General features: G+C 34.3%; 19 protein-coding genes. All 19 read right to left on the bottom strand.

The features are described 5' to 3' along the window. Positions 1-116: 116 nt before the first annotated feature. The 19 genes from B4W65_RS15620 to B4W65_RS15515 all read right to left on the bottom strand — a co-directional run bounded on the left by B4W65_RS15620 (position 117) and on the right by B4W65_RS15515 (position 19,703). On the bottom strand, positions 117-746 hold the full coding sequence (locus B4W65_RS15620; protein ID WP_146697812.1) for a hypothetical protein: 630 nt from the start codon (positions 744-746) through the stop codon (positions 117-119). A gap of 10 nt (positions 747-756) precedes the next feature. Further along, the gene (locus B4W65_RS15615; protein ID WP_088656108.1) at positions 757-1,185 is read right to left on the bottom strand and encodes a hypothetical protein; all 429 of its coding nucleotides are present in this window, start codon (positions 1,183-1,185) and stop codon (positions 757-759) included. 988 nt (positions 1,186-2,173) lie between these two features. Next, positions 2,174-2,488 carry a hypothetical protein gene (locus B4W65_RS15600; RefSeq protein WP_088656105.1) on the bottom strand — a complete coding sequence of 105 codons (315 nt, stop codon included), beginning with the start codon at positions 2,486-2,488 and terminating at the stop codon, positions 2,174-2,176. Next, positions 2,485-3,081 carry a hypothetical protein gene (locus B4W65_RS15595; RefSeq protein ID WP_088656104.1) on the bottom strand — a complete coding sequence of 199 codons (597 nt, stop codon included), beginning with the start codon at positions 3,079-3,081 and terminating at the stop codon, positions 2,485-2,487. The genes B4W65_RS15600 and B4W65_RS15595 overlap by 4 nt, the downstream gene beginning before the upstream one ends. 165 nt (positions 3,082-3,246) lie before the next feature. After that, positions 3,247-4,485 (bottom strand): hypothetical protein, encoded by a 1,239-nt coding sequence (locus tag B4W65_RS15590; protein WP_088656103.1) that lies wholly within the window; start codon positions 4,483-4,485, stop codon positions 3,247-3,249. Between the two features lie 149 nt (positions 4,486-4,634). Then, a complete protein-coding gene (locus B4W65_RS15585; RefSeq protein ID WP_088656102.1) occupies positions 4,635-5,672 on the bottom strand; it encodes a hypothetical protein in 1,038 nt (345 codons plus the stop codon). 162 nt (positions 5,673-5,834) lie between these two features. Continuing rightward, a complete protein-coding gene (locus B4W65_RS15580; protein ID WP_088656101.1) occupies positions 5,835-6,374 on the bottom strand; it encodes a hypothetical protein in 540 nt (179 codons plus the stop codon). A gap of 178 nt (positions 6,375-6,552) precedes the next feature. Then, positions 6,553-7,065, bottom strand: coding sequence for a GNAT family N-acetyltransferase (locus B4W65_RS15575; RefSeq protein WP_088656100.1), 513 nt, complete (start codon positions 7,063-7,065; stop codon positions 6,553-6,555). 205 nt (positions 7,066-7,270) lie between these two features. Then, complete coding sequence (locus tag B4W65_RS15570) at positions 7,271-8,212, bottom strand: hypothetical protein (RefSeq protein WP_088656099.1); 942 nt, start codon at positions 8,210-8,212, stop codon at positions 7,271-7,273. Positions 8,213-8,404: 192 nt separating this feature from the next. Continuing rightward, positions 8,405-9,070 (bottom strand): hypothetical protein, encoded by a 666-nt coding sequence (locus tag B4W65_RS15565; protein ID WP_088656098.1) that lies wholly within the window; start codon positions 9,068-9,070, stop codon positions 8,405-8,407. Between the two features lie 162 nt (positions 9,071-9,232). Next, entirely contained in the window at positions 9,233-9,610 is a 378-nt protein-coding gene (locus B4W65_RS15560) for a hypothetical protein (protein WP_088656097.1), read from the bottom strand. Positions 9,611-9,639: 29 nt separating this feature from the next. Beyond that, positions 9,640-9,990: a hypothetical protein gene (locus B4W65_RS15555; RefSeq protein ID WP_088656096.1), complete on the bottom strand. Its 351-nt coding sequence runs from the start codon at positions 9,988-9,990 to the stop codon at positions 9,640-9,642. Between the two features lie 153 nt (positions 9,991-10,143). Then, complete coding sequence (locus B4W65_RS15550; protein WP_088656095.1) at positions 10,144-11,019, bottom strand: hypothetical protein; 876 nt, start codon at positions 11,017-11,019, stop codon at positions 10,144-10,146. A 531-nt stretch (positions 11,020-11,550) separates the two neighbouring features. After that, positions 11,551-11,829: a hypothetical protein gene (locus tag B4W65_RS15540; RefSeq protein ID WP_088656093.1), complete on the bottom strand. Its 279-nt coding sequence runs from the start codon at positions 11,827-11,829 to the stop codon at positions 11,551-11,553. Positions 11,830-12,171: 342 nt separating this feature from the next. Then, positions 12,172-16,176 (bottom strand): ATP-dependent DNA helicase, encoded by a 4,005-nt coding sequence (locus tag B4W65_RS15535; RefSeq protein ID WP_088656092.1) that lies wholly within the window; start codon positions 16,174-16,176, stop codon positions 12,172-12,174. A 168-nt stretch (positions 16,177-16,344) separates the two neighbouring features. After that, positions 16,345-17,160 carry a hypothetical protein gene (locus B4W65_RS15530; RefSeq protein ID WP_088656091.1) on the bottom strand — a complete coding sequence of 272 codons (816 nt, stop codon included), beginning with the start codon at positions 17,158-17,160 and terminating at the stop codon, positions 16,345-16,347. A 28-nt stretch (positions 17,161-17,188) separates the two neighbouring features. Beyond that, the gene (locus B4W65_RS15525) at positions 17,189-17,878 is read right to left on the bottom strand and encodes a hypothetical protein (RefSeq protein ID WP_088656090.1); all 690 of its coding nucleotides are present in this window, start codon (positions 17,876-17,878) and stop codon (positions 17,189-17,191) included. Between the two features lie 186 nt (positions 17,879-18,064). Then, a complete protein-coding gene (locus B4W65_RS15520) occupies positions 18,065-18,892 on the bottom strand; it encodes a hypothetical protein (RefSeq protein WP_088656089.1) in 828 nt (275 codons plus the stop codon). 184 nt (positions 18,893-19,076) lie between these two features. After that, positions 19,077-19,703 (bottom strand): hypothetical protein, encoded by a 627-nt coding sequence (locus tag B4W65_RS15515; protein WP_088656088.1) that lies wholly within the window; start codon positions 19,701-19,703, stop codon positions 19,077-19,079. Positions 19,704-19,780 lie beyond the last annotated feature (77 nt).

Below are 19,780 nucleotides of genomic sequence, written 5' to 3'. Positions count from 1 at the left end.
AAGTAGGCGATTGCGGGCTTCAAACTTATCAAACAGTTACCATTTTGAAGCGGGCTACAACTCTTGAATTTAGTTCTACTTCGCCTATTTTGTATATACATTGTTACCAAACGTTTTTATTTAATTTCATCAATTGCTATTTCTAAAATTTCTCCATCATAATGAATCATTCCCGATTCGTATTGTTCCTTTGTAAATGGTTCAATTTTGCGAATCGGCTTAAGGTATTTTCCCGCTGCTTTTATGTCAATCATTTCTCCCGTTTGTTTTGACCTTACTATACTAAAATCAGAGTTGGGAAATCTCCTGGAATATTGAAGTTCGTCATAATATTGACCTTGAAGATAGAGTGTCTTTGAATCATCAATCTTTAAATAAAATCCAGAACCAAAATCTTTGGGGTCTTTTCTTTTAACAACTGTTTCTGTTTTAATCGATATAACTTCTGCTTGTCCAGATTTTATTTCCTTTTCAATATTTCTGTTCCAGTCTAACTCTCCGCTTTTATTCATCCAATAAAGTACCAATAAAATTGCTATCAGTTCTAATACAATCAAAATAGGAAGTTCTGTCGAAGGTGGCACTTCTTTTACAAACTTTTCAAAGAGTAGAAGTGGTACAATAAAAACTATTGTTGCACCAATCCATTTCATGCCAAAGTTCTCAAAATGTTGCCAAGTTGAAAACTTTCTATTTCTCAAAAGCCTTATTTCTTCTTGATTATATGGTCTTAATGTTCTTTCCATTTATCATTTACTAATCAAACCCTACTGATGAAAAATACCATCTATCATTTAACTGCTTTCTTTCATATGATGCATTAGTAATTGTATCGTTTCCAAAATTTCTAGGACTAGATGCAAAATCATAAATAATCCTTTTTTCTGGTTTTAGTATCGAATAACTCTTTTTAATAAAAATCAGCAAACTATCATTTCCTTCTACAAATCCAGTATATTCATTATTTGGTTTGTCAAGACTTTTAACAATCAAGTCAATATTGAGTCTTCTCATATCTACTGCGAATCTATCATCCTCATCAGAATCTAATGTCACATTTGAATAATCTTTCATTATTTCTGAAATCTCTTTAAAATCAGACTCATAATCCAATACTCTATCTTGATGAAATGGATTACAGCTTATTAGAATCAGACTGAATGTTATGTATATGCAGTATCTCATAAATGTTTGGTAACGGGTAGTGTAGCATTAGTGGCGGATTGCGGGCGAATCTCCTTTCAAACCGTTAGATGGTTGATGCGGGAAATAAACCTTGCGGAACGTGCTTCACCCGCCATTAATGCTACACAATGTTGGGCACTGGCATTTTTTAAGAAAATATATTGTCCATGAAGAGACTTGCGATGAAAGCTAAAGTCGCATAAACAGTATAAACTCTCAAATATATATCAACGTTATTTATGTCTGGTAATTCTAACTTATAACCAGGATTTCTGTCTTGTTGTTGTTTTTTATAGAGGTAATAACCAATCACAAAAACAGGAGTCATAATAATATATAATCCGATTGTCATTGCACTTTGAGTCAATGATTCAAGTAAATCAAATGTTTCCGCCTTTAACAACGGAAGCAATAACGTCGTTCCGATTATTATTAATGTAATTACCAGAGCTATTTTCAGTCGATAAACTTTCCAGATAACTTTATAATTTCAAGCATGAGTTTAATAATTAGCTGATGGAGTAATACCTACAAAGCTGTCAGAATAAATAGTACAACCATAAACACATAAATTCTTAACCATATTTTCCTCCAATCATTTTTTCTATAAAAATTAATAAACTGAGACACTACATATCCTAAAATCATCGAGCCTAGGAACTGAAATACAATACTTCCAAACACTTTATTGTAATCTGGAATATTTGCGTAGATACTAAAACCTATCGATAAAAGTAATGTTCCAATAATATATAAACTTGTCCTACTTGTCGACTTATAAATGTCTTGTATTGATTTCATTCGGTTTGTTAATTCTGTGCGATTACGCTTTTGCTTGTGCCCAACGGATGGCGGTATAAAATCGTTGGGGATTTCGGAGCTACTTCACTATCAAGGTACAACGAACTTTGATGCGAGAACTGAGGCTCGAATAACCACTTCGCCCCCATTGTTTTATGACCGCGTGTTGGCTGTAGTTGTTTGTTAGTCATATCATTAGTCTCCAAATCGGAGTAAATATTATTATCGTTGAAATTATTCCTAAAGTTATTGAAATCCAAAAAATCTGTTTTCCCTCATTTTTTCTTTTACCTAAAATCGCTGTGATAATTGAAACAATACTCAATCCAATAAGCCAATATTTGTAAGAAAAACTAAGAGTCTCAACAATTCCAAATAGTGCTTGTGTTTTACCGTCCGATGATAAATACCGATTAGCAATTTTTGCATTAATCCATGTAATTATCAATATGCACAAAATGCTTAAAATAATCGAAATCGTTGAGCTTAGTTTTTTGGTCATTTTTTAATCATATGAAAATCAAAATATCTTTCGGTGATTGCACCAGCTTTGAATTTACCTTCCTTGCAATCATCTGGTGTTTTTTGTCTCTGCGAAACACCAATATTGTAGAAATTTATCAAACCCCTTAAATCATATGAAGGACTTTCCGCTCCAACTCTAACTATTTTTTTATCGTAATCAACATTTCCAATCAATCCGACTTTTGAAGTATCATTTTTTAATCCACTCTCATTTAAGTAGGCTAAATCAAAACAGTCGATACAAGTTGTATTTACTAATCCACTCGGGATTTGTCTACCGAATAATTTCAAGTTTTTTAATGAATTTAAATCAGGTTTGATAGTATCCTTGTAATTTGTAAAACAAATGCCTATCCAAATTCCAGCACTATCTTTGTTAAAATCAAGGATAAGTCCAGAATAGAAATAGTTTGAGTCCTTTAAATATACGTAATCACCGACTTTATAATCCATACCAGTCAAGTCTATTCCACTCCAATCAGCTTTTATTATATCCGCATTCTTATCGGAACTGCAAGAAGTCAGTAAAACAGAAATCAAAAATCCTATTATTATCAATGTTTCTCTCATGTTGCGAGGTTTTTTACAATTACAGCCAACGTTTAGTATATGCAAAGTAGGCGATTGCGGGCTTCAAACCTATCAAACCGTTACAACGTTGAAGCGGGCTACAACCTTTGAATTTACTACTATTTCGCCTATTTTGTATATACATTGTTGGCACCCGTTATTCCTTTAGTCCAAGTATATTTTTTCATCAATCAAGTAATATTTTTGTCTTCCTCTGTCATTATCAAATTCGATGTCAATTAGAAGATGGTGATGTTTCTCGTATCTCTTGTCTGACTTTAATTTATCAACTACCTGAATCAATCTGCTTTGGATTGTCTCAGTGCTATACATTAAATTTCTCCTAAAATATGATTTTTCCCTCTCATAATCAGTATATTTTTCCCACTCGTCCCAATTTATATGAGGTGCTGTAAATAACGAAATTTGTTCAAATAAGATTTCAAAAAGAATTTCAGTCTCTACACTATTAATGTCATATTTTAGAATTTGATAGTAAATATTCTCAGGCAACGCATATGACCAGTTTTTATCTCTGTCTTGATGACGACCATAAAAATATAATCCGTGTCTATTCATATTGTGTATTACAATCTTTTCAAGTATCAACGTATCAAGCGGAACAGCCTTTTCAGTTTGAAAAGCATGTTTTAAGTTTAGCACTAAATCAGTTGTCCGCTCGGCATATTTTTTTCTTAAAATCTGTTTGGTTGTATCGCTGAAAAATACACCAAGTTTTTTTGCTTTATCAAGTTCCGAATCTATGTAATCAAATCGTTGTTTGTTTTGAGTATAGTAACTTTGATTTAAAATATCTCTGTCTGCATAGGTAGTTTTATAAAGATAGAAAGTTGTCAAAATGTAAAATACAACTGAAAGCAATACCCAATACCGTGTCCTAAAAATCATGCGTATACTATTCCAATGCGCGAAAAACACATAAATAGGAATTAATACAAACATTAGCCAAAAGTCATTTAATAAATCAAGGTGTCCGTCATATCTATGCAATCCAAAAACGATGATTGGTAAAATAGAACCGAATCTTGCGACTAACATTAATGCAACAAAAGTAATCAGCCAGGCATTTGAAACAGTAAATGTTTTTAAGTATCGTTTCTTAATGCTATTATTTCTACCTCTCAACCAATAAATAATCGTAAATCCAAATCCGAGGCTTGTTGCAAAGGATGCAAAAAACAAATCATAAAGTCTGAATTCTTTTTCAGTCAGAATATATGGGTCGGCCATAAAAGTTATCATTCTCAACGATTCTCTCGAATAATTGAAAAAGTAACTCAGAACAAAAGCAATCAGAACTCCAATAATAGTACCAGTCCAAAATTGACTTTTGCCAAGTTTATCAATAGATATTTCAGGTTTTAAAAATCCTTTCGTTAACATTTGCTGTGTCTTTATTTAATGGGTGCCAACGTGTGGCTGTATGGTGCGTGGCTAATCTTCTTGGCAGATATTTTCTGGCCGTTGATATTACGCTTCAAAGGACGAAAACCACTATTATTATGACACTTAGCCATGCACTATAACGCGTGTTACCACCCGTTATTAATTGGTTCCATATTGCTTTCGATTAACTTAATATTCTCTTGAAAAAAAGAAGTATACTGACTAGCCGGAAATCTTTGTTCATAATTTGTCAACAGGCTGACAAATTCTTCCTCTTTTTGGTTTCGTGTCTGCATGGTTTGAAGGCTAAGAAAAGAAGCTATGTAAAACTCTAAAATCTCTTTTGGCAGAAATTCATTTGCAAGACTAATTGTATGGGTGAATATTTGCCTCTGTTCCCGATGGTGGGCTCTAGATTCACGTATCTCTTGCGCACTATACCTGTCGTAGATTCTAAACCACAAATAAAGGTCTATTAGATAATATATTTGGCTAGTTTGAAGTGTGATAGGGGCTGTAAAATCAACCTCTGAGAATGCACTATTCCAAATTGTGAATACATCACTTGGTGTAGTCTGATTAGTCCTTATAAATTGCAAATTGGATGCCGAAGCCAAATGTGAAATTAGTGTGCTGTAATAAACAGTGCGTTCCATTCTTAGTAAGGAACAACTTTCCGAATTATAGTGGATATTTGAGGAATACTTTTCCAAATTCTGAATTTCAGAACTCAACATGGCTCGAAGTTGATTGAATGTATTAACATAATTCTTAACTTCATATTCAGTAAAGTATTGACATGAAAATGGATTTCTATTAGGCATAGCGTCATACAACTTCTGCAATTCCGTTGGTTGGTTGTTATGGTATTTGACTATCCCTCCATTTTCAATAATAACCTCAAGTTTGTAATCCTTATTTGGTTCCAAGATTAAAAAGTAATGCTCACCCAATAAAATTCTAATTATTATGGGCTTACTTGTTACAACTTCAATATCTAAAGAACCATTAGTGTCTGTTAATCCATATTCAGTGAATAGAGAATTGCATAACCCATTGACAGGGGATGTATAATACACCTTTTCTGGTATTTCACCTTTAATTGTTAAATTCACGGTTGAACGTCCTTGTCCGTTGGCAGAAACAATAATTAAAAAAAGAATAAGAGTGTAGAGTTGTCTCATTTATTTGTTTTATAATGGGTGGTAACGTTGACAATATGGCCAGTAAGGGATTGCGGGTGATTTCCTGTCAAGTTACACGAAAAGTTAAAGCGGGCTAAAACCCTTCGCAAACCACTGAACCCCTTATTGGCTATATTGTGTGTTGTGTGCTGGGCATTTTTATCATTTTTTATATAATAATCCAAGTGAACCAATTGTCATTTCTTGATAAAATGCTGTCCCAATGTCCACTTTATTTGGGACTTTAAAATCAATCCGTCTATTACTTTCTAAATTATCCGTCAATACAGTAATCATATGGCTAGTTTTAAGTCCATGTAAATTATTTTTAGAATCAATAACTTGTCCAGAAACAACAATTATTTTTTGTTCTCCTGACAATCTATTAATCAATAAAGCACTACCAGAAGAAAATCCATAAATCATTGCAATATTGCCAAAACTAATCACTGGTATCCATAGAATTAATCTTAATAATTTAGCTCCATTAGATAATCCAATCACGGTTTTATGCGACAATAAACTAATTGATATATATATCCCATAAATCAATGAAACTAATATCAAAATAATCCAAATCCATTTAGGTATCATCGTAATTATTAGAAAAGCTTCTGTTATTTCATATCGAATTGAGTCAAAAGCACCAATCAATGCACTCAATAGACAGAAAATCAAGTAAATTAAATATCGTTTCTTCATAAGTTAAACTTTCGTTCTTAGCGGTTCTTGCCTTGCACACAACGGATGGTGCTATGAATAGTTGCCGATTGCGGATTGCTTTCTTGTCCAGTTACACCAAACTTGATGCGGGCTAAAAACCTTGAATAACCTACTAAACGGCAATTATTTATGAGCACGTGTTGTGTGTAGGTTTTATTTAATTCAATTTCTTTTGCATCCAAATTATATTAAACTCTTTATTCGACTTCTTTATTATATTCTTAAATTCACCGCATTTTACAAATCCATTATTCGAATGGAAAGCAAGACTTTCTTCATTGACAGAAGCAATATTTGCCAATATGTTTTTGATACCGATTTTTTCAGCTTCAATTTCAAGCTTTTTTAAAGCCTTTTTTCCAATTCCTTTTCCTTTAAAGTCTTTGTCGATAAAATATGTAATAAGTGCGGTTTCTTTGAAACTTGAAGAAGGGTTATAAGAATTAAGAAAACAAAATCCAACAACCTTTTCCTTCACCTTAATTACTAAAGCTGGATACTTGTTTGATATAGTTAAAAAATTGTCATAATAATCATAGTTAAGTTTTTCTTCAGGATATGCTGAAAAGTCATTCTCGATGTAAAAATTGAAAATATCCATTACAGAAGTTCTATGATCATCAGATAACTTTTCAAAAGTTACATCTTTATCAATTATTATACTATTCATTTTTCTTGTTATCTAATTTGTATTTTAAGCTATAGAGTTCTTGAATCTGGGTAGAGTCTTCAACTTACACACAACGGTTGGCGGTATGGTTAGTAAGGGATTGCGGGCTTTTCACCTATCAAGTTACAGCAAAATTTGGAGCGGGTTACTACGCCCCGAAAACCACTGAAACCCTTATTAACTATACCGCGTGTTGGGCAAAGTACTATTCTACTATACCAAATCCTTCATCTTCAATTTCAATATCATCTTCAATTATCATTATTCTTTCACCACTTATAAATCTATCATCTACCGATGCATTAGCCCAATCCTTAAATGACTCAAATTCATCATTTAAATTAATATCGATAGGGATAGTGATATAACTCACTATATATTCTTGATTATCTAATGCTTGAAAAGCAAAATATATTTTTGATAAATTTTCAATTTTCCTGATTGCCCTAATAGTGGTATTTATGTCCTTAATTTTTACGTCCTTATCGATATATAAAGTGTATATAAAATCCTCCTTAAGTTGGTAATCTTTCATTATATTTTTAAATAGTAAATCTTTATTTCTGTTACTCAAACCTGACATTGTACATCTATTATCAATATCACAGACGGTAGTTTTTAAATTGTCAAACTGAATTATGCATGAACCAATTTTATCATATCGGGGATGTAGGCTTTTTTGATGATGACTCAAATATAAAGTCTGGGAGTTTATCATTGTTGTTATGCCATCTAAGGAGCTAATTATAGAATCTGTATCATTAGCTACTGGTAAATCCAAGTCTACAAGCAAGTATCTAAAATATTCCTTTTCTTTTATAATAGCACTGTCAATGGGGGAACCAATATAGGTGTCTGTATTGGTTTTAATTACAATATTCCCATCAATAAAACTATATTTACTCAATTCGTTACCTAATGGAAATTCCATTTTCTTAACCTTCTTGTCAATTTTGTAGTTGCGATTTATATTGTCAACAAATTCATATGTTGAATCTGACGTTATTTTTATCGCTAAACGTCTTGCTTCTTTTTTATCAATCTGTTGATTTGATATCAAGAAGTAATCATTTAAATTTAATTGGGCATTTAGGCCCCAAGAAAGGAAACATAATATTATCAAAATAAGTGTTCTTAATCTTTTCATATTGCTAAGTTTTATTTTTTGCCGAGTGTCTCTTAGTATTTTGCCCAACGGTCACATGTATGAAACGTTGGGGATTGCGGGCGACTTCTCTGTCTGCCGACACAAAAGCTGATGCGGGGCAGAAGCATTCATGTAACCACCTAAACCCCAGTGTTTTATACATGATGTTGGCAACAGTTTTCATTCATTCTGTCATTCAGTTTTCGTTAGTAATTCACCAATTTCAAATATTTCCACATAGCTAGAACTTAGCCCAAATGCTAATATGCTCTTATTATTGAATTGACCTGAAATTCTAAATGCTCTTTTGGGGTGATTCTCGAACCCAACTTCTGATTTTATATGTATATAATTTTCTAATTTAATTGCAGGTAGTGTAGTAATTACAATTGGTTCTTTTACTTTTTTGTCATTATAATAGGTCGGACCATGCAAATTCGGTGATAGTGTAATATTCATAATGGTATCTACTTTCTGACCCAAATACACATGCACATGACTTCCTGCTCCATACCATCCACCAGTTACGTATCCATTAATTTCTATCGTGTTCAATAAGGGATATACTTTAATCGAATCAGCAAAAACCTCTAATTTAAGCTTGTCGGGTCTTTGCGGTAACTCTATTTCTTTTCCGTTCTCTGCAAATAATGTTGCTTTAATGTTAAAGTCTCTTTCATCTCTGAAAATCGGATTTTGTCCGTCACTGAATGGACTAATGTTGCATTGAAAAATATTCTCATAATTTTTGCAGCTTTGAAGACTATAGTTGTCAAAAAGAATAATAGAATCAATTAATGATTGAGCGTTACCATTTAGGCTAAAATTCAATAAAGTCAATATGATTATATGTTTCATAAATGGTTTTTTGTCTTAAATTGTTGCTAACGTTGAGTGTATGGTGTCGTAAGGGATTTCGGGTTTCAAACCTATCAGGTTACCGCCCAAATTTGATGCGGGAGATAATGCTCGAAAACCTCTGAAACCCTTATGCACCATACACATTGTTGTAGGGCGTAATTATTTCATGTTTAATTCATTATCCATTTTTTCAATTATCGACCAATCAAAATCTGGACTACAAAAATTGTTAATTTGCTCAATTAGTTTTAATCTTGGTTGTCTGTGATTTTCAATTGATATTTTTTGTGTCTGTAATTCTCTTAAATACACTGAATACCAATAATAAGCATTTATCCACCTATTCAGTTGTTCCATTTCCAGATTAGCTTTTATAAACAAATCTTGGTCATAAAAAACCAATAGCCTTTTGAAATTGATTTCATTATATACAGCACCTTCAAAGTTGTAATGATTAATGCATTCAATATCTTCTTTTAATTCATTATGTATCAGTAAGTCAATATCATGAGTCCTATATATTATGGAATTATTCATAAAGTCGAAAATTATAGTCTTCCAGTTCTTTAATTCTTTTCGAATACGATATTTCTACCAAGAATATGAATCTTTATTTTATCGACTAATTCCTCATAGCTAAGTCGAACAGGAACATTTTCATTTTGCCAAATAAGAATTGTGTTATCGTCAAATTCAAATCGCCCTGAATATAAAGTGAAGAATCCAGAATGTTTTTCTCCCCATCTTGAAGTTGGCATAAAGATTTCAATTTTGGATTCTTGCTCATCTACAAACTCCATCTTCCACTTGCCTTCGCAAGCAAAAGTCTCAGTCCAATTACTAAAGTTAAGATTGTGATTTAAAACCTCAATAACTTCAGTCGATATCCACTTCTTATGTTCTTCTATCTGTTTCATTGCTGTCTTTTATGCCCTACAACGGTAAGTATATGCAAAGTAGGCGATTGCGGGCTTCAAACTTATCAAACCGTTGCGATGTTGAAGCGGGCTACAACTCTTGAATTTACTACTATCTCGTCTATTTTGTATATACATTGTTGTGTGTTGTTTTTATCTATTATAGAAATCATCTCTATTCTTTTTGTATAATTGGCTGTTTAAATTTCCAATTTTCCGTATCCAAATGTCATCTGGGATTTTTAATTCAATCGGGTTTTTAAACGAAGTCCAAATTTTGAAAACTTCATTATTAATACTTACAATATCTTCAACACATTTTAGTTTCTCAGCACCAATACTCATCATCAGATGATAATTATCTTCCGAATATTCCTTACTAGAACCATCAAGTCCTTTCCCATAAGGTAAATAGGAAATAAAATTATTAGTTTCAAATTTAAAAAAGGTTCTTACTTCACCCATGCTACACAAATTCTTAGCCAAAATCAGATTGATATTTTCCTTTCTATATCCATGAACTGAAATTGTTAATGTTGACCTTAAAATGCTTGTCAAGTTCAATGAAATTACAGAAATGAGGTAGTCTTTAATCAAGTTATTTCTCGCATTCTGGAAAATAAAACTAATTGCACTATCAATTTCTTTTCTCCTAACCTTTACTAGTGGCTTTTTTTCATACCACCAGTCATTCAAATTTTCAAAAGCAGTTGAAATCACACTTTTAAACTTTTCAACTTTCTCCGGTGGAGTATCAAGTAATTCAGCAGTTTTCTCAATTAAGCCAACCCACAAGGGGGAAAGGGTTTCAACCCATTTTATATAGTCATCCCAAGCGATATTAGTTTCAATAGTATTAAAATATTCCTTTATCTCTGAACATTTAATCTTTGGGGTTGTCAATGGCTCTGTTTTTGATTGCAATCCATTTGTTTTATTGTCCTTACCACTATTTCCTGTTACTAAAAGCAACAGTTTTAGAAATAACATTAGAATTTCACCAATTATTCTGAGGATTATCTTTTTCATTTAGTAAGTCAATCTTATTATTGTTTCTTTTTTTAAAAATCTTATGATTAATTTCCTATTTGTAAGTACGTTACTTTAAATAACACACAACGGTCACATATATGAAATGTTGGGGCTGCGGGAGTCATAATTGTCTGCCGTCACAAAAGTTGGTGCGGGACAGGATGGTTTGTGTAAATAACTAACCCACCAATATTTTATATATGATGTTGGGCGTAGTTTTTAATCTTTTTAAGTAATCTATTTCTATTAGTTTTAATATCAATCAGATTTATTTCATCAAATAATTTGTCTAAAGTTTCGATTTGCAGATAATATACTTCCGTCTTCCTACCAAAACCTTCAAAATTCACGTTAACTTTTATTCTACTTATCGAATCCCACATAATACAGCCTAATTTCTTTGTCCAAATACCATCCTTGCCGATTTTAAATATACCATGTGGATAATCCAATTTTTTTTGTATGCGGTTTCTTAAGAAAACCAAAGTGAAAATCAAAGTTCCGATTCCAGTATAAAAGGGCACACTCCTAGCGTAAATTGGGATGTTTTTTTTCTGTAAAAATTAAGTCTATTCCTATCATAATAAAAGATATAGTTGCCATAAAAATCAATATTCCATATCTTACTCTGTACTCGTATATTTCAGAGAAATGCATTTTAGGTAATGGGGCATCAGCAATTTTTGGATTTTTATTAATAAATACAGAATTGTCTCCTTTAGTTAAGCCACCATTATTTATATGGTCAATCAATAAAGCAATCAATAACACTATGCCGCCAATAATAAAACCAATAATTTTCGCCATAATCCTTATCTTTTGTTCTTAGCACTATGAGATTCATGAATGGTTGATATTCTCACCAATACTTGTTAAAACTAAAGTTGTTTAATGATATATTGCGCAAAGCTTGTTACTTCAATCAAGGTCTCAACCATTTATGGTTCCTGAATTGATGATAAACATATTCTATTAATTCAGGTCAGGTATTTTATCTATTAAATTACGCCCAACGTTTGGCGTGTATGTGCAGTAGCGGATTAGAAGCACTTTCCTCCCCAGTTAACACAATGTTTCTTAAAAGCACAGACCTTCGATTTACCACTTCACCCGCTATTGCTACATACACGCTGTTACCGCCTAGTGCTTTCATCTTAAGCTATAATGATGTAATGAATAGCGAATGGTTTTATCTTCTGATTGCACCTTATCACCGATAATAATTTCAACTATCTCTTTGATTTTATCAGGGTTGATGCCGTTTCGTTCGTCTGTTGTGATGAGCTTGTCCATCAAACCATATTCATCATACGTTTTCTTTTTTACGTTGTGCCAAGTCCATTCGTATTTCTTATTTCCAAGTCGTCCCAAATGCTCCCAATACCAGATTCCTTTTTTGGTGATTAAAGTAAAGTCTGTTTTCATGGGCAGTTGCTGATCATCCACAGTAGGTTTTATCTCATAAAAGAATTTCAATTCATCTTCTCCGAATTCCTTTTGAGCCTCTTTCAATGCCTGATAGATCAACAGTTCCACCCTAGATTCAATGAAAATCCCATCTACCTCTAATGCATAATAACGATACGGTTTGTCGAGCAGGAGCGTGGTTCTTCTGCTTTCGGTGTAGGAACGTGAACGGGCTTTTTCTAACACGGATTTTTCAAAGGGCTCTTCCTTATCACCCTGAACAAACAGGGTCACAGACTCCCTGCTTCTGGTCAATGCCGTGTAGATTAATTCCTTGGAAAGTAATCCTGGTTTTTTGGGCAGGATGAAGAAACAATGATTAAATCCGCTTCCTTGGGCTTTGTGCACCGTGATGGCATACGCCAAATCAAATTCTTCCAGTTCAGTACTTCGGATTCCATCTTCGCCATAAACCGGCATAGGTTCATCCAGTTCAGGAAAATGTAAAAGGGTTTCGCTATCGTCCCGGATCAACCCAATAGAACCATTGGATAAAATAAGTTTACCTTTTTCATAGTAGTTCTTGGTTCGAATGATTTTGTCCGACTGCTTGAACCAGTCATTGATCAATTCCAGTTCCTGATTGGATTTATACGATCGCTGAACATAGTCGTTGATTTGTCCTGAACCGAAATACTCCGAGCGATAAGGCGTGATCAACTGAAAGTTTTCAAGATTATAGGGCTGGTTTGGAGATAATTCGCCTGTTTTCTCCAATCCGAAAAGTTGGTTCAGTTTTTCATCGGTATTACCAGCCAATGGTTTTTCAAGTCTTTTGCATAGCCAGTCAAATTCTTCATTGATTTGAGTGTAGAGTTCTTCTTCTGTATTCCAAAAATGAATTCTAAATCCTTTTGATATATCCGTTTTACCTGAAGAAATAATCGAAACCAAGTTTGCATCAATTTCCCCATCGGTAATGTAGCCTTCGGCAAAATCCAAAATGCGGCTTTCTGCAAGCTCTTGTCTGCAATTAGTTTGCAGTTCGATGCATTTATCGGCATGATCCGTATTGGTTCTTAAGAAATACAGGATGTCTTTCAAGACCTTACCATATCCAATGGCCGGTAATTGGTGCGGATCGCCCACCAGCACCAATCGTTTGAACGAAGACACTTCCACATTGAGGAGTCTGAGCAAATCACGCAGTTTCATCAGGTCAACCATCGACATTTCGTCAATGATGATGTTATGGATACTTTGCAGGGTAGGAATAGTCATTTTCTTATTCCTGATGTCCGCCAGCACCTTGTCAATGGTAAAGGCCTCAATGCCCTTGAAATCAGGGTCGGTTTTTAGGCGCAAAGCAGCCTTGCCCGTTGGGGCGAGCAGCAAATACTTTTCGCCTCTTTTTTTCCATTCAGTAATGATGTTCAGCAGCTCATACGATTTACCGCTACCGGGATTCCCAGCCAATACAAATAACCTATTGCGGTATATGTTTTCGTACAATTGCTTTCGCTCGCTTTTGAATAAATCTTCTTCAAAGGCATCACCCAATTTACTGCCAAGTTTCTTGCAGCTGGCGTTTATGTATTCGTCAAGGTCGGGATAGATGCTTTGTATAGGTTCGTTTTGAATAAGCTGATGAATGACCTTTTCGATTTCTCCTTCCGCCTTATATACTTCGTACAGGTAAAAGTAGTTGGTGTCATTCTCCGAAATCACTTTCACTTTGTCTTCGGTTTCTTCAAAGTGAATGATATAATCCGGTTTTAGGACATGGAAGAAATTAGCCGGAATCTGATATTCCGTATCCATGTTGTAGAACAGGGGATATGCTTTTATAGCATTTTCCAATTCTTCGGCATGCACAAAGCAATGACCGGTATTTTCCAGCGTGCGCAGATAACGAATGGTCAATGCCCTGAGCCTGCGCTTGTCGTTGTTGCGCATTTGCCGTTGCAAGTCTTTACGCTCAATACCGAAGCGGGTATCCGGGAAGTAGGCTACATCTATTTTGAACAAGTCAATTGGGTTGTCGGTCTCTTCTCCTGTTACCGGATCGAGTAGGGCATCATAGGCCTGGTAATCTTCGTAAAGCAAATAAGGATTCGAACTTATTTCAGACAAAGTATGACTGGCCCGCTCGTCATCAATTGTCTTTTTCCAATCGCCCGATAATTTCAATTTACCCGATAGGATGCGTTTGTACTGAAAAGGTTTCAGGTTGAGCATACACAAATGCAAAAACTGCTCTTCCGTCAGGCCGTAGCTGTCTTCCAACGCCTCTTTTACATCTTTGAGCAGGGCGGCATATTTGCGGTAGGTTTTGTTGCTATCTGGATTTTCAATCAATGCCAAAAAGGTGTCGTAGTATTCATCTTGCTCACCTTGTTGCAATTCTTCGATCAGCTCATCCAACAAAAATTCTTGCTTATCCCAATTCAATATGCTGCGGCAGATGGATGAGAATCCGGGAAAATAGGTGCGCTTTTTCCAGCAGAAAGAAAGCAACTGCTCTACGGCATCTATGCGGTCTTGCATTTCGCTTGGGGAAACAATGCCATCGTCTTTGCAATTAATGAGTTGCTTGCGCATTTTGGTTAAGATGAAAATGGCTTCATCGTCATCCACATCCATGGCCACATACTTAAAGCAGTGGTAAAGTTCGGGCTCGGTGATGGCTACCTTGATTTTATTCAGCAATTGTTCTTTTCCCTCTGCATCAAAGCCGGGTTGATTCACATAGTCCAAATACTCGTGATAGGGCATGCGCACCAGTAAATCACGCTCCTGAAAGGAGTAACGAATAGCCCAGTTCATGGAAGGGAAATTCCGGTATTTGGGTTTGCTCGCTTTCTTTTTGTCAATTAAGTCTTTAGGGCCGAAATAGTGATAATCGCCTTTGTCGGTCACCAGGCCACAGCCCACCACCAGATATTGCTGATCTTCTTCCGTTAGCGGATTGCTAAATTTGGCATACATAAAAGCCACCGATTGGCCTTTGCGCACGGCATTGTTGAACTTGGGGATGCGCACCGGCTCCAGGTTTCTCGGGTAGGCGCCATCGGCTTTCATTTGCTCGTTGGTGCGTGTAAACGAAACGGCAAATGGCCAACTGAACATGGATTGAGCCGGGAGTTCTTCTTCAATCAGGGTCAACCCAGGGTCGGCAGGGTTGTCATGTTTTACGGGGATGTTTTGCTTGCCAAACAGGTTGACACTCCAAAAGCAGGGCGGCACATATTCTTCAGTAATCGGCTGGCCTTTGAAAGCCAATTCTTGTTCCAGATTTTTCTCTTTGCGCCTGCGCAAACGTTCGGAGAGCAAGGAATGAAAGCCGCTGCAATAGCGATTTTTTAAAGGGTCTTTGCAAATGCTGCCATCCCATTTATTGTCGTGCCAGGCCACCCGAAAGGTGACATGCCGCGCTTTGATTGTATTGTCGTGCTCCAGGGCTTCTTCTGCATCCTCATTGGCTTCAGCCTGAGCCATCAGGCGTTCAATTTTATCTGCTAAGCCAAGCCCCCAGCGGATGTCCTTATCGGCCGGACGGTGATATCGTCCCGCTTTTTTGGCCATACGCATCAAACATCCTCTATCATCAAACGTGAATACCCGTTTGTTTTCCGGCAGTTGGGTGAAATCAATAAACGCCTGCCAATCCTCTTCTGAGTAATTGTCGTAGTGCGCCCGCATGATGTCGAGATCGTAAGGATCGTTTATGTCGTATTGCTGTGCCATTAATTTTTATCGTGTACTTGTTTTAGCATTGGCGGTAACGGTTCGTGTATGAGCAGTGGCGGATTTTCGGGTGATTATCTGTCCGCATGGACACGATAATCGGGCGAGAATCTGCCGCTAAATGGTTGCACTGCCCCCGCCATTGCTTATACATATTGTTGGCAACAGTTATTTTTTATTTTCTTTATAGTTTAATTTCATTAATACTCCCAATCCTTTTTCAATTTCTTTGATTTTTGGTATTGCTGTATAGTTTGGTGCACTCACTCCTTGTGAAAAGATTGGATTGCCAACACTACCTATACTTACACTATTAACCATTCCAACACCGAAGCCATTCTTTTCATAATCATAACCTGGCATGAAATAGTAGTCTTTATTTTTAACCGCGTAGAATTTTTCAGAAGTAGGAGATGATGTGTTCCAACAAATGTTAATATATTCAGAATCCTTCTCTAACTGATTTTTGAAAAATGTTCCATTAGCTAGAACTATTTGATGACCATTAAAATCAATTTTGTATTTCTTTTTCAACGAACCATCTGTACAAAATAAATATACTGACCCGCTGCCATTTTTTTGAGATAAGCTATCCATATTTTTAGTATCTATTCTATAAAGAGAACAATATAATCCGATAACTAATTTCTCCCCTATAATTTGTTTGAAATACATATTTATCATAAATCCATTAGCGCCAATTTTTAAGGCCTTTTTTTTTAATTTATAATAAAAATAATCTAATCCGAGATAACTATCAGGGGAGTTACTGCTATTGAGGCTAATATCTGTAATGAATTCAACGTATTTATTTGTTATATCAGTTGAGTCAACGAAAATAAATTCAGTTTCTTCTTCAAATGGAGGAAATTTATTGTCTATTGTATTTGTGAAACTAACCGTCTGAGCGTTTATGTTAGTAAGAATTGTTAGCGCAATAAATATCAAAATATTTTTCATGGATTCAGAATCAATTGGTTGCATTTACTTTTAGTTGATCGATCTTTATTCTTTAATTCCAGATTAGGGGTATCGAGAATCCTATGTTGAAATTAAAGGTATTAATGCCCTGATCAAAAGATTCTTCATAATTGATGTCTTGCTGATCAAATGCTTCTTTTGCTTCATTAGACAAATAATGTTTTGAACCGTAGATATCATATGACATTTCAACAAAAACAAAGTGGTACTTTAGTCTATATCCAAGCATAATACCAGGTCCTTTTCCTGCAAGAATTTTGAAAAGATCTTTATTAGGAGAATCAGTTGGATTATAAGAATTGTCCTCGTATCTATAGTCATATGCAGACCATGTATAATTAAATTCGCAAAGACTGTGCAGTTGAAGATTTTGATCCTTAGATTCAATTACCATAAAACTTAATTGAATACCTGATTTAATAAGAGTTAAAAGATATTCTTCCGAATCGCTATGTCCTTCTTTACGAGTGAATTGCCTTAAATTAAAGCTAGGGGCTATTGATAATTTTCTTTTAGCCAATTCAAATCTAAATCTAGCTCCAAAATTGACTGCATTATTTAATTCATCATCTATTTTATTTTTTAAATAGTGAGATAATCCTATTTGTCCTTCAAAATAGATTTGATTACGAGGTGAGGTTTCAGCAATCTGGCCATATGTTAGGGTCGGGAAAATCAAAATAAGTAATATTAAGATTTTTAGTTTTAAATGTTCATTCATGTTTTATATTTTAAGATTTGAGTGTGGTTTTAATTGTTGCCAACGTTGATGGTATGGTGTCGTGCGGGATTACGAGGCGATTTCCTATCAGGTTAAACCGACTTTATTTACGAGCTACAAACGCTCGAAAACCTCTGAAACCCGCATGCACTATACCATGTGTTGTGTGTAGGCGTTTATTCCTCACTAAAAATAGACTCCCAATCTAATCGAGTTATTGTAATAAAATCCAAAGTCTGATGTTTTACTTGAAGGATATGTTGAATTATTTTCTTCAATTTCTACAGGGTCAGTTTCACCAGAATCATTTATTTCTAATTTTATCTGTTTATATTTTATCAATTCATATCCTATACCTATCTCAAAACCCATATAGAGGTTTTTATAAACAAAAACATCTGTTCCAAGCAAAAGATTAAGTCCATAAGAACTATATGCTCTTTCCTTTCCGTATGATGTGTTTGAGTAGTAATAATAACCATTATTGAAGTTATAATATCCAGTTTCAATCTCACGCCATGCTCCGTCAACATTCGTTTCAACTTTGTTATAAACATAATCCTGAATATCATAGTCATATTCTCTATCATATTCCACATATTCCGAACTTGAAGATTTATTTATGTACGAAAATTCAAATCCCCAATAAGGCGAAATCCTTGAATTTGGTAGAATTCTAAATTCTATTCCCGGTTTAAATCCAAGTAAAAATGATTTTTCCGAAACAGTTGGTTTATAAACCTCATCTGATTTATAATCATCCTCTGTTGTTGAATTATTGTTGTAATCAAATTGTAATCCAAGTCTTAAGGCTGTTTTATTATTTATCCAATACTTTGTTTGTAAGTTTTCAAAACTGAAAATACCATCATCTCCGAATGGGTTGAAGTTAATTTCTATCATAAAATCTTTTGCAGTTGGAGATTTTGAAATACTGTCTGTTTGAGAGAAAGTTAAAAAAGGGATTAGTAATGAGAATCCTAAAATCAATAAACGTTTAATTTTCGTTTCCATGTATTTATTTGTTAATTATTAATACTTCGGCGTCTTTTTACGCTTACACACAACGGATGGCAATAAGAAACGTAGGGCATTTCGAAGCACCTACCTGTCAAGTTACCACGCCGTTTATTAAATGTTATGCCGTTCAAATTTAGCACTTTCTGCCCTATGTTTTTTATTGCGTGTTGTGCTTTCGTTATTTTTTTCTATTCTTATAATATTCAGTTTTATAATCATCTAATATTGAAGTCAGAATCAATTTATCAAACACCCCACTTTCAAACATTGATAAAACTTTTTCTTTATGTCCTCCTTCGATTTTAAAATCTGTATCCCAAGAGGCAAATGACTGACTAAAAACAATAGAAAGATAAAAATCAGAAGAATGTTTGTCCTTATATAGGATATAATTCCAGTTATCCATTACTAAAACATCAACCTCAATTTTCTCTTTCTCGTAATAGAACCAACGAATATATGTTTTATACTTATTATCAGGAAGAATGAAGTTGTTTGATGTCTTGATGGTGTTTAGTAAGTCAAGATAATATTTTATTCCTGTCTTATAGTCAAAGTCTTCACTTGGTTCAAAATCTCTGATGCTATTTTTATAAATCCCTAAATGGCATTCTATGTCAGATATAATGTCACGAATCAATCCGTTTACTGGTTTGGTTTTATAATCAGAGATAACATTTGCAACCTTAATCCCTAAATTATCTTTTGATAAATCCTGTTTAAGTAACTCAATTAATGAATTTATGTAATTCTCATCTGTCTCTGAACAGCTAAAATCTTTTATTTCCCTTTTTTTAGAATCCATTTAAATTTCTACTATTTCTGTCTATGTTGAGACGTTCTTAATAATGAAGCACAACGTTTGGCAATATGGCCAGTGGC

The sequence above is a fragment of the Geofilum rhodophaeum genome, assembly GCF_002210225.1.
Classification (GTDB): domain Bacteria; phylum Bacteroidota; class Bacteroidia; order Bacteroidales; family Marinilabiliaceae; genus Geofilum; species Geofilum rhodophaeum.
This window is presented reverse-complemented; position numbering and strand designations above follow the sequence as displayed.